The sequence below is a fragment of the Flavobacterium sp. GW821-FHT11G01 genome (assembly GCF_058808175.1).
Window position 1 is genome coordinate 91,015 of record NZ_JBXARK010000001.1, and the last position, 15,142, is coordinate 106,156.

14 protein-coding genes are annotated in these 15,142 nt (G+C 32.4%); 7 read left to right on the top strand and 7 right to left on the bottom strand.

Annotated features, from left to right (window positions below; all coding sequences use genetic code 11):
* Positions 1-170: 170 nt before the first annotated feature.
* The 7 genes from AC1RRN_RS00420 to AC1RRN_RS00450 all read right to left on the bottom strand — a co-directional run bounded on the left by AC1RRN_RS00420 (position 171) and on the right by AC1RRN_RS00450 (position 7,879).
* A complete protein-coding gene (locus AC1RRN_RS00420) occupies positions 171-1,100 on the bottom strand; it encodes a DUF2167 domain-containing protein (RefSeq protein ID WP_492965364.1) in 930 nt (309 codons plus the stop codon).
* A 43-nt stretch (positions 1,101-1,143) separates the two neighbouring features.
* On the bottom strand, positions 1,144-2,229 hold the full coding sequence (locus tag AC1RRN_RS00425) for a phosphoglyceromutase (protein ID WP_492965365.1): 1,086 nt from the start codon (positions 2,227-2,229) through the stop codon (positions 1,144-1,146).
* A gap of 215 nt (positions 2,230-2,444) precedes the next feature.
* Complete coding sequence (locus AC1RRN_RS00430) at positions 2,445-3,773, bottom strand: DUF58 domain-containing protein (protein ID WP_492965366.1); 1,329 nt, start codon at positions 3,771-3,773, stop codon at positions 2,445-2,447.
* 86 nt (positions 3,774-3,859) lie between these two features.
* Entirely contained in the window at positions 3,860-4,873 is a 1,014-nt protein-coding gene (locus AC1RRN_RS00435; RefSeq protein WP_492965367.1) for an AAA family ATPase, read from the bottom strand.
* Between the two features lie 41 nt (positions 4,874-4,914).
* The gene (locus AC1RRN_RS00440; RefSeq protein WP_492965368.1) at positions 4,915-6,120 is read right to left on the bottom strand and encodes a DUF4350 domain-containing protein; all 1,206 of its coding nucleotides are present in this window, start codon (positions 6,118-6,120) and stop codon (positions 4,915-4,917) included.
* Positions 6,113-6,886, bottom strand: a complete 774-nt coding sequence (locus tag AC1RRN_RS00445; RefSeq protein ID WP_492965369.1) for a DUF4129 domain-containing protein — start codon at positions 6,884-6,886, stop codon at positions 6,113-6,115. The genes AC1RRN_RS00440 and AC1RRN_RS00445 overlap by 8 nt, the downstream gene beginning before the upstream one ends.
* Positions 6,887-6,898: 12 nt before the next feature.
* Complete coding sequence (locus AC1RRN_RS00450; RefSeq protein WP_492965370.1) at positions 6,899-7,879, bottom strand: stage II sporulation protein M; 981 nt, start codon at positions 7,877-7,879, stop codon at positions 6,899-6,901.
* Positions 7,880-7,899: 20 nt separating this feature from the next.
* Here AC1RRN_RS00450 and AC1RRN_RS00455 point away from each other — a divergent pair, with 20 nt between their 5' ends.
* From AC1RRN_RS00455 to AC1RRN_RS00485, 7 genes are all read left to right on the top strand, one after another.
* Positions 7,900-8,643, top strand: a complete 744-nt coding sequence (locus AC1RRN_RS00455; protein WP_492965371.1) for an RDD family protein — start codon at positions 7,900-7,902, stop codon at positions 8,641-8,643.
* Between the two features lie 281 nt (positions 8,644-8,924).
* A complete protein-coding gene (locus tag AC1RRN_RS00460; RefSeq protein WP_492965373.1) occupies positions 8,925-9,773 on the top strand; it encodes a hypothetical protein in 849 nt (282 codons plus the stop codon).
* 124 nt (positions 9,774-9,897) lie between these two features.
* A complete protein-coding gene (locus AC1RRN_RS00465; protein ID WP_492965374.1) occupies positions 9,898-10,500 on the top strand; it encodes a trimeric intracellular cation channel family protein in 603 nt (200 codons plus the stop codon).
* Positions 10,501-10,615: 115 nt separating this feature from the next.
* Complete coding sequence (locus tag AC1RRN_RS00470; RefSeq protein ID WP_492965376.1) at positions 10,616-11,566, top strand: GNAT family N-acetyltransferase; 951 nt, start codon at positions 10,616-10,618, stop codon at positions 11,564-11,566.
* Between the two features lie 186 nt (positions 11,567-11,752).
* Positions 11,753-12,844, top strand: a complete 1,092-nt coding sequence (locus AC1RRN_RS00475) for a DegT/DnrJ/EryC1/StrS family aminotransferase (protein WP_492965377.1) — start codon at positions 11,753-11,755, stop codon at positions 12,842-12,844.
* Positions 12,845-12,847: 3 nt separating this feature from the next.
* On the top strand, positions 12,848-14,356 hold the full coding sequence (locus tag AC1RRN_RS00480) for an oligosaccharide flippase family protein (protein ID WP_492965378.1): 1,509 nt from the start codon (positions 12,848-12,850) through the stop codon (positions 14,354-14,356).
* Positions 14,337-15,083: an acyltransferase gene (locus AC1RRN_RS00485; RefSeq protein ID WP_492965379.1), complete on the top strand. Its 747-nt coding sequence runs from the start codon at positions 14,337-14,339 to the stop codon at positions 15,081-15,083. The genes AC1RRN_RS00480 and AC1RRN_RS00485 overlap by 20 nt, the downstream gene beginning before the upstream one ends.
* Positions 15,084-15,142 lie beyond the last annotated feature (59 nt).

A 15,142-nucleotide genomic window follows, 5' to 3' on the forward strand; every position in this document is an offset into this window, starting at 1 on the left:
TTAGGTTCTGAGGTGCTAAGGTACTGAGAATTTTTTAAAAAAAGGTTCACAGGTTCATAGGGCAAAGGTTTAAAAAAGATAGCCACGAATTCACGAATTAATTTTTTCTTGTAGTAAAGGAAAAAATTAATTCGTGAATTCGTGGCTATAAAATATTATTCTTCAGTGTATTATTCCTCAGTAGAATTGTTTTCTTCTAATAAAGCAACTTCTTCTTCAGCTGGCCTTGTAACAACCTGATCTTTTTTACCAAACAGGAATTTCTTTATCGCTGCAAATCCTGCAATAAGCGAAACGACAATGATTTTGCCGAATTTTGCCAAAATAGCAAAGAAGCCCACTTTTGCCAATACTTTTCCGGCTACTAAGCCTCCAATGGTCCAGGCAGCAACGGTATCAGTATCTGCATTAAAATCCAGGTATTTGTGTCCGTCGTTGAATTCAACGCTTTTCAGGATTCCCGGAATGCTGGCTTTAACTTCTGCAAGTTCGCCCATACTGGAGACTGCCGAAATATTATACATTCCCTTTCTTCCTAATACTCTTAAATCGTAGTTTAAAGTATTGGTTGCATCCTTACCAAATTTTAATTCTTTTGCCCAGTGTAATACTTTTAAGTTATTATCATAATAAGGTTTTGATGCCCAGCCGATTAATTGCACTTCTGCATAGCCACCTTTTTTTCTTTCTTCATTTGCCGCTTTCATATCTTCCTGCATGGTTTTTAGCAAATCGTCATAATCGATGTCGTTTGCGTCATCATCTTTTACAAAACCATCTCCCTGATAGCTTATTACAAACATCCAGCTATTGCTGTGTGTAACGCCTTTTCCGTCCGGAACCAGAGATCCTAAAACTGATTCATCTTTTGGATTTCCCCATAAATCACTTAGGACATGTTGTGTTTGTTCTCCATTTAAGAATTTAAATCCTTTAGGAACATTTAATATTCCTTCTCCTTCGGATAAAGTAATTTTCCCAGTTTCATATTTCAGGGATTGATCAATTTTGTCATAATAGGCCGCAGTTGTATCTGCTTGTGCCATTATTTTCGGAATAAAAAGAATTAAAAAGAAAAGACTTAGTAGAATTTTTTTCATTGGTTTTGGTTGGTTTAATTGGTTAATTATTTGGGTGTTACATTTATTTTTGAAGCAATTCCGGAATTTCATTCGCCACAGGATGTGTTGTAGTGAAATTGTAACCCATAATTTTTGCAATGGTTTGTGCAAATTGTTTTTGATACAATTGAGAATCTGTTTTGATTTCGCCTTTTGCTGCAATTTCTGGTCCAATGGCAGCAAACCAAATTTCAGATGCACCCACAACATCAGCACCGTGATCTGTCCATTGTGCTTTTGTTTTGTCACCACGACCGTGATCTACAGTGATCAGTAAAGTAGTTTTGTTTTTGTATTGCGGATCATTTTGCACAAAAGTCCAGATTTCCTGAATCCATTTATCAACCTGATTGGCAGCATCGAGATACGATCTGTAATGTCCGTGATGTGCCCATTCATCTGTTTCGCCGTAAGCGATATAAAGCACTTTTGGTTTCTTGGTTTTAAGTTCGTCTAAAGCCTGATAGTGTGTAAAAACATCCAGACATTCCTCTTCATGGAAAGGCTTGTACGAATTATTACGCATGTCGTTTAGCAATTTTTGAGTTGCTGTTGGTTTGTTTCCTCCAACGTTGTCAAAAGCAGAAATAACCGGAAAACCACTTCTTTCTTCATTCAAAATTCGGTCAAAAGCGTCCCAGGCACCAAAAGCAGCTGTTTTTCCTTTAAGTTTTGGCTGTTGATTTAGAAACTCTAAAATATTTACATTTGGATTCGCTTTATAACCATTTGAATTAATGGCTACATCAACATTTCCGGTCATAATTTCGCTGTATCCGGGATAACTAAACCAATACGGATTAGAAACATCGACTTTATTACCAAGTTCACGATTTCCGTAAATCTGACCTTTTAGCGCGATTTCAGACCATAAAAAAGGCATTAATTTTTTGCGACTTTCTTTAAAATCAGAACCGGAATATTTTTTATAAATATAAGTACTGTCTCCCTGATTGAAATTTTTATCATTGGCAATGGCAGGATCCATTCCTTTAAAGACTTCTTGCCATCTAAAACCGTCTGTGGTTATGATGATGATGTTTTCTGTTTTTTGTGCCAAAGATTTCCAGCTTAATAAAATGAACAGAATTAGAATAACTTTTTTCATTTTTTATTAGTTTGAAATTACATGTATTGATTTGAAATTTTTTCAAAACTACTTAATTTAAGTAATCGATTTTTACGTGATAACGTAATGTAACCATAAATTAATAAAAGGCAAAAGAAAGTCTTTTAATGATTATCGTTTTAAGGAATAAACTTTGAGAACTAATTGAAGTTTAATTGAATCTTTTTTTGAGTTTAGATGTTTTTCGAAATTAATTACAAAATCCCTCTTGCCTTAATCTCCAAATACTTATTAATAGCATCCAAAGTCAAATTCTCAGGTTGAGTAAGAACAGAATGTATTCCGTATTTCTTCAGTTCGTTGGCGATTAAACGTTTTTCGAACATGAATTTTTCGGCTATAACTTTATCGTAAATTTCCTGAACCGTATCTGTTTTTTTATTGATGATAGCGTTCAGTTCGGTATTACTAAAGAAAACAACCACTAATAAATGGCTTTTCGCAATTCCTTTTAAATAAGGTAATTGTCTGTTTAAACCGTCCATGGTTTCGAAATTGGTATACAAAATAATCAAACTTCTTTGATTGATGTTTTTCTTAATGTCGACATACAATCTGCTGTAATCACTTTCAAAAAAATCAGTTTTGATGTTGTATAAAGTCTCCAGAATTTTTTGCATTTGCGAAGATCTTCTTTCTGCAAAAACTCTGTTTTCTACTTTTTTAGAGAAAGCAAAAATTCCGGCTTTGTCTTGTTTCTTCAAAATAACATTCGATAAAACAAGAGTTGAATTTATTGCATAATCCAATAAACTTAAACCGTCAAAAGGCATTTGCATCACGCGGCCTTTATCAATCGCCATATAAACCGATTGCGATTTTTCATCCTGAAACTGATTCACCATCAGCGAATTTTTCTTTGCCGTCGCTTTCCAGTTTATTGTTCTCAAATCATCACCCTGAACATATTCCTTAATTTGCTCAAATTCCATAGTGTGGCCAATACGACGAATTTTCTTGATTCCGTATTGATACAAATTATTCGAAAAAGCCAGCAAATCGTATTTCTTCAATTGAATATAAGATGGATAGGTTGGCACCATTTGATCTTTATCAAAAGTAAATCTTCGGGAAATTAATTTTAATGGAGAAGAAACATAGATGTTTAAATTTCCAAAGGAATATTCTCCTCGTTCTGTCGGACGCAAATCGTAGCCCACTTCTTTTTGTGTCGAAGCCGGAATCGTTTTTATAATTTTGAAATCACGCACCTGAAACTGAAACGGAATTTCATCAATAATTTTAACTGAAATCGGAAAAGTATAACCGTTTTTAATCGTAATCTGAATGGGATTTAAATCTCCGTTCGAAAGTTTTTCTGGTGTTTTTCTTGAAGCTTCAATTCCTTTTGATAAATACAAAAGCAAAAGATCAAGACCTAAAAAGGTACTTAAAACCAAAACAATAAACCAAACGCTATTGTATAAATTCGGAAAAATAAAAGCACAAACAAACATTCCTATAATCCCTAACAGAATATAGAAAAAGAAGTTATTGAGATAAAGGCTTTTGATGAATTTCAATTAAAAAAAGGTTTTAAAGTTTCAAGTTTCAGGTTTCAGGTTCCGTCGTAATTGTCAATTCACAATTTACAATTCACAATTCACAATTATCTAGGTATCTCAACTGTTTCAAGAATTTGTTTGATAATTTCAGAGCTTGTAATGCCTTCCATTTCACGTTCCGGTGTAACGATAACACGATGTTGTAAAACCGGAATTGCTGCTTCTTTGACATCTTCAGGAGTAACGAAATCGCGACCACGAATGGCAGCAAAACCTTTTGCAGCATTTAAAATTGCGATTGAAGCACGAGGCGAAGCGCCTAAATATAAAAAGGCATTTTCTCTTGTGTTAACCACAATTCTTGCGATATATTCTAAAAGATTTTGTTCCACTCTAATTTGTTTCACTAAACCTTGATATCCTTTTATTTCTTCAGCAGAAAGTATCGTTTTAATGGCTTCCAGTTTTCCGTGATCCTGCAATAAATGTTCTCTTTGAATTATCAGGATTTCTTCATCTAATTTTGGATAATCAATGGTTATTTTGAATAAAAAACGATCTAATTGTGCTTCAGGCAAACGATATGTTCCTTCCTGCTCAATTGGGTTTTGTGTCGCAATAACCAAAAATGGAGTTTCAAGCTGAAAGGCAGATCCATCAATGGTAATCTGACGCTCTTCCATAACTTCAAAAAGTGCAGCCTGTGTTTTGGCGGGAGCACGATTTATCTCATCAATCAAAATTAAATTAGAGAAAATTGGACCTTTTTTGAATTCAAATTCAGAGCTTTTTAAATTGAAAATCGAAGTTCCCAATATATCTGATGGCATCAAATCAGGTGTAAACTGAATTCGGCTAAAGCCAATATTTAAGGTTTTCGATAATAATTTTGCTGTAATTGTTTTGGCAACACCCGGAACACCTTCCAACAAAACATGTCCGTTTGATAAAATCGCCACCAAAAGCTGATCGATCATTTTTTGTTGCCCTACAATAACGGTTTCCAGCTCTTTTTTAATCGAGTTGACATGCTCCAAAAGCGGCGCTAAATTTATTCTGGTTTCAAAATTCACATTTTCATTTGTGATTTCGGTTTCTGGTGTATTGATATCGTCCATGGTTGGTATGTTTTCTTTTGAATGAATTTTGGTTAAAAATATTAATGTAAAATTTTCTCGATAGCATTATTAATTCTAATTAAATCTTCTTCGAGACTTCCGTGATAACTGTTTCGATGTTCGTTAATCAGAAAAACCAATTCCTGAATATCGGTTAAATCTTTTCCTGTTTTATGATGGAGTTTTTGAATAAAAACGTCATCAAGTTTCGTTGTATCAATTAAATATTCATTTCTGAGTTTTTCCAGAAAATAAATGATTTTCTTATCAATAAGATTCTCATGATCGCCTTCCTGATAATATAAATTCCCTACTGTTTTGGTAAAATCGAGTGTTAAATTAGGTAAAGGTTTTAATATCGGAACAATTCTTTGTTTTCGTTTGGCATTAAAAATAATAAAAATCAAGATTCCGAGTAAGCTTAAATACCAGGCCCATTTTAGCGCAGGCTGACTGTGGATAAAACGCAAAGGCGAATGCGAAATCGATTTGTCGTTTTGCAATTTGGTGTACCAAAAAACGTCACCTTTTGGCATATAAGACAAGACATTTTCAGCATATTGAAAATGATCTTTTTTTAATAAATGAAAGTTCGTAAAAGCCGCCGGCTGTGTATGAAGATAAAAATTACCATACTTATAAGGAACTTTTATAAAATTGATGTGTCTCTCTTTTTTTTCATTGCTTTGATATCCTAAGACCGTTGTATTTGCGGTGTCAATTTTCGAAAAATAATCCTCTACAGATTGTTGGAAAATGTATTTTTTAGAACTAACATTTTTGTTTGCGATCCAGACCTGATTGTTTTTCGGTTGATGAAAATCAAATTTTGTATCAATTTTTAGACTATCCATTAATGCTTCAGGAAATGTTCTCATGCTTAAAAAGACATTATTTCCGTGCGAAACAAAATAAAAAAGTTCTTTAACCGATTGTTCATCAATGTTTTCAACATCTGAAATACTCAAAAAAGTACCTTTAATTTTGTAATTTTCAACCAAAGTATCGTCATCGTATTTTGAATCCAAAAATTCATACGGCGTTACATTGGCAATTCTTTCAATTTTATGATTTTTTAAAAGAGGTTTAATCTCTTTGTTAAGAATATATAATCCGTACGGAATTTTATCGTGAACAGAAAATGTTGGACGCCAGTCGATGGGCTTTTTCTCGTTGCGATCTGATATTAGAATTAAGGCTAAAACAAAAACCAGAATAGCGATATAAATTTTGATTGATTTATTCATTGCTAAAGGTTTTTATGGATTTCTTAAAACGGTTTTCGGCTTTTGAAAAAGTGGTTTCATCAATTTCAAATTCGCCATACCAAATGTAATTATACAAGTAAGAGAGGTAGGTAAAATCTTCTCTGTAAACCGGACTTTGTAGTTCGTATAAATAATCAGAATTCGTTTTTTCGATATCCCATTCAATGTAATTATTTTGGGCCATCACTTTTAGTAACCAAAGATAATAGTAACGAATGGCGAGTCTTTTTTCTCCGTTTTGAATGCTTTCTTTTATCAGTTTTTCAAAATCCAGTAAATGAATGTTTTTTTCAATATCAGAATACTGAACAGCTCTTTTGTTGGCATTTTTCCCAAAAATCCATTGTCCTTCTTTGTTTATTAAAGCTCTTACAATAAAATAAATAACGACTATAATCACCAGAACAGCCAATATTCTCAACAAGATAATAGTGACAGTGATAGAAGTTTTAGCATCAGTGAAAGAGAAAATTTTTCTCAATAAATTAGCAATCCATTCTTTAATATTATCCCAAATGCCTCTTTCGGGCGCTTTTGGTTCGTAAATAAATTCAGGATCTGTATATTTTTTTTTGAAGTTTTTTGGGAATGTTTTGGCTTCAATCGTATCTGAATCGATCTGAATGTCTTTTTCCGTATATTTTACAGCAGCCACTTTTGGAGGTTCGGCTTTCGCCAAAGTATCCTGAGCATGTGAGATACTAAAGCAAAAAAAGAAAGATAAAATAAGAAATAAACTCTTCATTATTAGATTCGGTTAAGTCAATTTGGCTGATAATTGTTGTGCTTTTTTGTGTACTATAAAAGGATAAACTAAATAATAAAATGAGATTAAACTCAAGGTAGACAGTATGATGAAAATACTTAACCAAATAGGCATATCAATAGAATATCGTGTAATAAAACCTTCTAGAAAGCCGGCCATAAAAGTAAAGGGAAGCGTACTTAGGTAGATTTTGAAACTGTTTTTAAATCCGATTTTAAAAGAATTTAATCTCGAAAAAGTCTTTGGAAAAAGTATCGAAGCTCCAAAAATAAATCCAGCAGCAGACTCAATTACAATGGCGAAAATTTCCATAGAACCATGAATCCAGATGCCACGAACACTTTTCCAGAAAACGCCGTGTTCGAAGAAAAAATACTGAAACGAACCCAACATGATACAGTTTTGCAGTAAATAATAAAAGGTACCAAGTCCGCCAAAAATGCCGTAAAAATAACAGGCAGCGCCCACTTTAATATTGTTAACCGTAATGCCTATAAAACTTCCCCAGTTGGCCGAAGAACCGTAAACTGCCATTGGATTTCCTTTTTTGATATTTTCCAAAGTCATATTCACATAATCGTCGCCCATAATCAAGCGAACAAAATCTGAATCGTAACGGGCAGAAACAGCACCAATAGCAACCGTAGCAAAAAACAAGATAAATGCATACAATAAATACCTTTTATATTCATAAACAAGCAATGGAACTTGGGTTACAAAGAATTCTGAAATTCGGTTTTTTTCTGTTCTTTTCGTTTTATATATTTTTTGATAGATCTGAGAAGCCAGATGATTTAAGTAAATAACGGTTTTACTTTTTGGATAATAAGTTTGCGCATACGCGAGGTCATTCATCATTTGAATGTACAAATTTGCTAACTCATCAGGATTTTTTTTAGCTTTACCAAAAATAGCGAGTTCAAACTCCAGCCATTTTTTTTTATTTTGTTTTATGAAGGCAACTTCTCTCATTGTAGGCTAAAATATAAAATATGTCAGAATTATCTATAAACACAACACAAAATGTTAAAATAAATTTTATTGCTGCCTCCGTTGGCGAGCGATTGGGATCTTATTTTATCGATTTAATTATAAAAATATCTTATTTTGTGGTTGTTGCGTTGATACTTTTTTATTTTTTTCATTTTGAAAGAGTAATGGATTCCCTGGATGTTTGGTCGGTCAGAGCCGTTTTCTTTATCATAAGTTTTCCGGTTTTGGTGTATACAATCACTTTAGAAAGTATTTTTGAAGGACAAACTTTTGGTAAAAAACTGTTCAAAATAAAAGTGGTTAAAATTGATGGTTACCAGGCTAGTTTTGGTGATTATTTTATACGTTGGTTTTTTAGATTGGTTGATTTTTCGATTCTTGGTGGAACAGTTGCCTTAGTATCGATAGTTTCAAGTAAAAAGGCGCAGCGTTTAGGCGATATGGCTGCAGGAACTGCTGTTATTACTTTAAAAAATAGGATTAATATTAGTCATACTATTCTCGAAGAAATAGGAACTTCATATGTTCCAACCTATCCTTTGGTTATTAAATTATCTGATAATGATATGCGAATTATAAAAGAAACTTTTCAGAAAGCGGTATGGAAAAAGGATCATGAAATTATTTATAAACTGGTAGCTAAAATTGAGAGTGTAACCGGAATTAAAAATCAATCTGGCGATAATAGCGATTTTATTCGGGTAGTTTTGAAAGACTATAATTATTATACACAGAATATGTAACTCTAAGTTACTAAGTTTCTGAGATTCTAAGGTTCTAAGTTTTTTTGTTCCGTTTATTGGATTTCTAAATTTCCTTTAATTTTCTTTTAAAAAGAAGTGCCCTCGTCATGATGGTAACGATATCGTTTTATGGTGAGGTTCACAATAAAAGATACATTGGACAGCAGGAATAGCTTCTAAAAAATCCTATTCTTATTTCTAATCTATAATGGTATTTGTAAGATGATTTCTTAACTTTGTTAAGGACATGAATTTTTCGAATTTAATTTAATCTGAATACCATGAAAATAAAGAAAGTTATTGTTGTCGTATTGATGCTGGTTGTTTCTGTTTTTGGTTTCGCTCAAGGCGGAAAAAAGCTGGATAAAATTATTAAAAGAGATTATACAATTATTGAATGTACGATTGCAAAAATGTCTGATCAAACGGTTGAATATTCATTACCGGGAGAAACAATGCAAATTTCACTTGATGTTTCGCAAATTGCCAAAATTGATTTTGCCAGCGGACGTTCACAGACTTTCGACGTTTCGCAGGGAAGTACTTCCCAACCAACTTCAAATCAAAATGTTGCAGCTGCAGAAATGAAGCCAAATACTATCGCGGTATTGCCGGTTCCGTATATAAATTCAGATACGCAGGTAAGTTCTGAAGATATGGCTAAATTTGCTCAAAACGATATGTATAACAAATTGTTAGATAAATCAGCCAATATTTTTCCATTGACAGTTCAGGATTTAAGAACGACAAATAGTTTGCTCCATAAAGCCGGAATCGATCACACCAATATTGATGAAACGCCAATTGCAGATCTTGAAAAAATTCTTGGAGTTGATAATATTGTAGCGGCAAAAATTTCATATACCATGTCAACGAGTTCAACGGCATCAACTTACGGAAGCGGAAGTACAACAGTAAGCAACAATGATAAAAAGATTAAATCAAACGATTATTCGACAACAACGGCCAATACACAAATGTATTATTACTACAATGTGTATTTTGATATGTATAAAAACACCACGAAAATTTATTCGCAAACCCGTAAACCTTTCCTTAATTTGAAAGACAGCTGGATTGATTCGATTACGTATTTATTGAAAAGAAGCCCGATTTATACTAAGAAATAAAGAATAAAGAGAATAGAATAAAGAAGAAAGAAGCAAGAAGAAAGAAGCAAGAATAAAGAAGCAAGAATGCAACCGCAACCTTTGTACCTTTGTACCTCTGCAACTTTGAACCTAAAAAAAAGAAATGTTTCACTTACTAGATATTATCGGAACAATGGCTTTTGCTATGTCTGGCGCTTTAACGGCAATGCATAAAAAACTGGATCCGTTTGGGGTTTTTATTATTGCTTTTGTAACGGCCGTGGGTGGAGGAACACTTCGCGATGTTTTAATTGGCAGAACTCCGGTGGGCTGGATGAAAGATTTACAATATGTTTATGTGATTATTTTAGGATTTTTGCTAGCGATTCTTTTCAGAAAAAAGTTTGACAAATTGAGAACTTCTCTGTTTTTGTTTGATACAATTGGTTTGGGTGTTTTTACTTTAATTGGACTTGAAAAAGGAATTTCGATAGGTTTACATCCCGTAATTTGCATTGCTTTAGGAACGATGACGGCTTGTTTTGGTGGTGTTATTCGGGATATTTTGTGTAACGAAATTCCAACCATATTTAGAAGAGAAATTTATGCCACAATCTGCATTTTTGGTGGAATAGTATTTTTTGCACTCAAAGGACTCAATTTAGATAATGATATTTTATATTTACTAACTTCAGTTGTTATTATTACGGTACGTTTGATGGCGGTAAAATTCAAATGGTATTTACCGGCATTTAGCCATAAATAAGATATTAGCTGAAAATTTTTAGTCACGAATTCACGAATTTTATTAATAGGAACAATGAAAAATTCGTGAATTCGTGGCTAACTTTTCGCTTCAAAACATATACTCTCACTTGAAAATGACCAAATATTCTATAAAAAAATACGATCAAAACCATTACGCGATCTGGAACGATTTTGTCGCTCTGGCCAAAAATGCTACGTTTTTGTTTCATCGTGATTTTATGGAATATCATCAGGATCGTTTTGAAGATTTTTCGCTTTTAGTTTTTGAAAATGAAAAACTAAAAGCAATTTTACCAGCCAATAAAAAAGAAAACTCCGTGTATTCTCATCAAGGATTAACTTATGGAGGATTAGTGTTTTCATCTAAATTAAAGACAGAAAAAGTAGAATTAATTTTAGATGAAATTTTATCTTTTTTCAAAGAAAATTCAATTACGGCTTTTCATTACAAGCCCATTCCGTCGTTTTATTTTTCGAAAGGAAATCAGGAGATGGACTTCTTTTTGCATCATCGAGGCGCTTTGTCAGTAAGAAAAGAAATGAATTTGGCCGTAAATCTGCAATTGCCTTTGCACGTTTCTAAAAGTAAAATGAAGCATTTCAGAAGAATTGAAAACCTTGATTTGGATATTGTAGAAGAAAAAGATTTTCAGCCATTTTGGGAAGAGATTCTCGAACCAAGATTATGGGAGAAATTCAACGCAAAACCGGTTCATACTAAAGAAGAAATAGCTTTGTTAAAACAGAAATTTCCAGAAAATATCAGACAATATTCTGTTTATCAAAATGATGAGATTATTGCCGGAATAACTATTTTTGAGACTGAAAATGTAGTTAAATCTCAATATGGTGCTACTTCAGAAAAAGGAGAACAAGTAAGAGCATTAGACTTTTTATTCATTAATTTGATACATAAATACAAACGCAAAGGCAAAAAGTTTTTTGATATGGGAATTGTGAATTCGGATGATGAAAAAAGTTATCATTCCGGTCTTTTGCAACAAAAAGAAGAATTAGGCTGCACAGTTTACAATCAGGATTTTTATAAAATTGATTTAAAATAACAGCAACAGATTAAGATTAATTATTTTTTAAACACATAGAAACATAGATTTTTATATGTTAAAGAAAGGAAATTAAAAGAAATATATTTCTAACACATAGCTATGTTTGTAAAAAAAAGTGAAACGCCTATTTTTAAGCTTACAAAAACTATGTTTCTATGTGTTTAAAATTTTGGAAAAAAAAATATGATACAATTTCTGGATCTTAAAAAAATAAACGAACCTTATGAAACTGCTTTTCAGGAAAAATTGAAATTGGTTTTAAACAACTGTTGGTATATTTTAGGAAAAGAGCTGGAAACGTTTGAAAAGGCTTTCGCCGAATATAATCAAGTGAACTATTGCATTGGAGTGGGTAATGGTTTTGATGCTTTGGTTTTGATTTTTAAAGGCTACATTCAGTTAGGAAAACTACAGAAAGGCGACGAAGTTATCGTTCCGGCAAACACTTACATTGCCAGTATTTTGGCTATTTTACAAGCCGATTTAATTCCGGTTTTAGTCGAGCCAAAGTTAGAAACCTACAACCTCAATCCTGATTTGATTCAGGAGAAAATAACATCCAAAACAAAAGCCATTTTAGCCGTTCATTTATACGGGCAATTAGCTGAAATGGATAAAATAAATGAAATCGCAGATAAACATAATTTAATTATAGTTGAAGATTGCGCACAATCGCATGGAGCAATTCACAATTCACAATTTACAATTCACAATTCAAGTGCTTTCAGTTTTTATCCAGGAAAAAATCTTGGTTGTTTAGGCGACGGTGGAGCGATTACGACCAATGATTCTGAATTAGCAAAAGTACTTTTTGCACTTCGTAACTATGGATCGGATCAAAAATATTACAACGAATATATTGGCGTAAATTCCAGATTAGATGAACTTCAGGCTTCTTTTTTAAATTTGAAATTACCGAATTTAAATACTGATAATAATAAACGTCGTGCGATTGCAAAACGTTATTTAGCTGAAATTAAAAATGATAAAATAATACTTCCGTTTTGGGATTTGTCCAATAATCATGTGTTTCATTTATTTGTGATTAGAATCGAAAACCGTAAAGCTTTGCAGGAATATTTAAGCCAAAATAATATTCAGACTGTAATTCATTATCCAATTCCACCACACCAACAAAAGGCATTTCAGGAATGGAATAATTTGTCGTTTCCAATTACAGAAAAAATCCATAATGAAGTTTTAAGTTTACCAATAAATCCGGTTTTAAGTGAAACCGAAATTGATTTTATTATTGAAATTTTAAATCAATATTAACTCGTGTCTGATAGCAAATCTTCATATCAGCAAATTATAAAAACGACTTCAATTTTTGGGGGCGTTCAGTTTTTCAATATTTTAATTTCTATTATCAGAACCAAATTAATAGCGGTTTTTATCGGTCCTGCCGGAATGGGAATTATCGCTTTACTGAATTCAACTTTGAGTGTGATAAGCAGTATTTCAGGCTTCGGAATTGAAACCAGCGCAGTAAAAAACATCTCAGAAGATTATAAAAATGACGATTTGAAGACAGTCTCAAAGACCATTCAAATCGTAAAAAAGATTGTTTTTTTTACGGGTATTTTCGGAATGTTGTTGACGATTCTTTTTTCAAAAGGATTGAGCATAATGACTTTTGGAGATTCAAGTCAAACTTATTCATTTGTATTTATTGCGATTACGGTTTTGTTTAAACAATTATCTTCAGGACAATTAGCAGTTTTGCAAGGTTTAAGGCAGATGAAACTACTGGCGAAAGCCAATTTATACGGCAATTTATTTGGACTGCTTTTTTCAGTTCCTCTATATTGTTTTTTAAGAATTGATGCTATAATTCCGACCATTATAATTGCTTCTTTATCAGCATTCGTTTTCTCTTTTTATTATTCGAATAAAATCAAAAGCGAAAAAGAAAAAGTTTCTACTGCCACAATTTTATTAGAAGGAAAGTCGATTGTGAAATTGGGTTTTATGTTAACAATCAGCAGTGTTTTAACGCTTTTGTCAACCTATTTGGTTCAGATTTATATTGGAAAAAATGGAGGTTTGGAACAAGTCGGATTTTACAACGCCGGTTTTACTTTACTGAATTCGTATGTCGGAATAATTTTTACTGTAATGAGCACCGATTATTTTCCGAAATTATCTGCTGTTAATTTTGATAATGACAAAGTTAGAGAAAGTGTTGTTCAGCAAGCATTCATTTCAATCATTATTATTACGCCAATTATTGTTCTGTTTTTAACCTTCATTTCGGTTATAATTCCAATCATTTACACAACCAATTTCAACGCTATTATTCCGATGGTTTGTTTTGGAATTTTAGGAATGTTGTTTCGCGCGGTTTCCTGGGCGATCGGTTTTATTTTAATTGCAAAAGGCGATTCGCAAATGTTTATTAAAACAGCGATTGGGTTTAATTTTTTGTCATTGATAATGAATATTTCAGGTTATTATTTTTACGGATTAGAAGGCTTAGGTTTTAGTTTTTGCCTGTATTTTTTATTCCATTTTATTGGATTGAAGATCATCACTAAAAAACGATATGATTTCTATTTTAATGTCGATTTTTATAAAGTTTATTTCATTTGTTTTGTGCTTTGTGTTACCACATTTTTGCTTCGCTACATCGAAATTTCAGTTTTAAAATACAGTTTAATGACTGTGATGATTTTAATTTCGTTTGCTTTTAGTTTTTATGAATTGAATAAAAAGATGAATGTAAGCGAAATATTTACGTCATTTGTTCAGCAAAAAAAAGATAAAAATGATTCAGAACGGTTATAGAAAATGTCGCTCTTTTTATCATAAATTCAGGTTTTACTACAAAGTAAACTGGATCAAAACGCTGTATTTTAATTTTAAGAAATTCCCTTTTGAAACCGCTAAAAAACTTCCGGTTTTCTTTTACGGAAGAGTAAAATTTACTTCGATAAAAGGAGAAATACAGATTGATGGAAACATCAAAAAAGGAATGATTGGTTTTGGTCAGCCTTATGAACTGAATTCAACTCATAAAGGCATTGCTGAAATCTTTATTTTAGGAAAATTGACTTTTAAAGGAAAGTTTCAATTTGGCAAGGATTGTTTTGTTTTCGTTGGAGAAAATGCCGTTTGCGAATTGGGAAATATGGCTTCAATGGCGTCAGGCGGAAAAATAATTTGTACCGAAAAAATTGTTTTAGGAGATTATGCAAGATTTGGTTCTGAAGCTCAGATTATCGATACCAATTTCCATGATTTAATTGATACACAAACAAGAGCAAAACTCCAAAAATCAGCACCCATTTTTATCGGAAATTACAATTTTGTCAGCAACAGGGTTTCGATTATGAAAGGAACGCAAACACCAAATTTCTGTACGATCGCTTCGAATAGTTTGTGTACTAAAGATTATAAAAATTTAGGAGAAAATATTTTGATTGGAGGCGTTCCCGCAAAATTAATTCGGTCTAATATTTCAAGAGATTGGCAAGGTGAAAAACAATTATTAGATGATTTTCTCACGATTTAGTATTGAAAAACAGCCACGAATTCACGAATTATTTGACAATCATTACAAATATAAATTCC

Bases quoted from the DNA above. Each gene is read 5' to 3' on its own strand.
- AC1RRN_RS00425 (WP_492965365.1), bottom strand. From the start codon at position 2,229: ATGAAAAAAGTTATTCTAATTCTGTTCATTTTATTAAGCTGGAAATCT.
- AC1RRN_RS00445 (WP_492965369.1), bottom strand. From the start codon at position 6,886: ATGAAGAGTTTATTTCTTATTTTATCTTTCTTTTTTTGCTTTAGTATC.
- AC1RRN_RS00455 (WP_492965371.1), top strand. From the start codon at position 7,900: ATGTCAGAATTATCTATAAACACAACACAAAATGTTAAAATAAATTTT.
- AC1RRN_RS00465 (WP_492965374.1), top strand. From the start codon at position 9,898: ATGTTTCACTTACTAGATATTATCGGAACAATGGCTTTTGCTATGTCT.
- AC1RRN_RS00460 (WP_492965373.1), top strand. From the start codon at position 8,925: ATGAAAATAAAGAAAGTTATTGTTGTCGTATTGATGCTGGTTGTTTCT.
- AC1RRN_RS00450 (WP_492965370.1), bottom strand. From the start codon at position 7,879: ATGAGAGAAGTTGCCTTCATAAAACAAAATAAAAAAAAATGGCTGGAG.
- AC1RRN_RS00435 (WP_492965367.1), bottom strand. From the start codon at position 4,873: ATGGACGATATCAATACACCAGAAACCGAAATCACAAATGAAAATGTG.
- AC1RRN_RS00440 (WP_492965368.1), bottom strand. From the start codon at position 6,120: ATGAATAAATCAATCAAAATTTATATCGCTATTCTGGTTTTTGTTTTA.
- AC1RRN_RS00485 (WP_492965379.1), top strand. From the start codon at position 14,337: ATGATTCAGAACGGTTATAGAAAATGTCGCTCTTTTTATCATAAATTC.
- AC1RRN_RS00475 (WP_492965377.1), top strand. From the start codon at position 11,753: ATGATACAATTTCTGGATCTTAAAAAAATAAACGAACCTTATGAAACT.
- AC1RRN_RS00470 (WP_492965376.1), top strand. From the start codon at position 10,616: ATGACCAAATATTCTATAAAAAAATACGATCAAAACCATTACGCGATC.
- AC1RRN_RS00420 (WP_492965364.1), bottom strand. From the start codon at position 1,100: ATGAAAAAAATTCTACTAAGTCTTTTCTTTTTAATTCTTTTTATTCCG.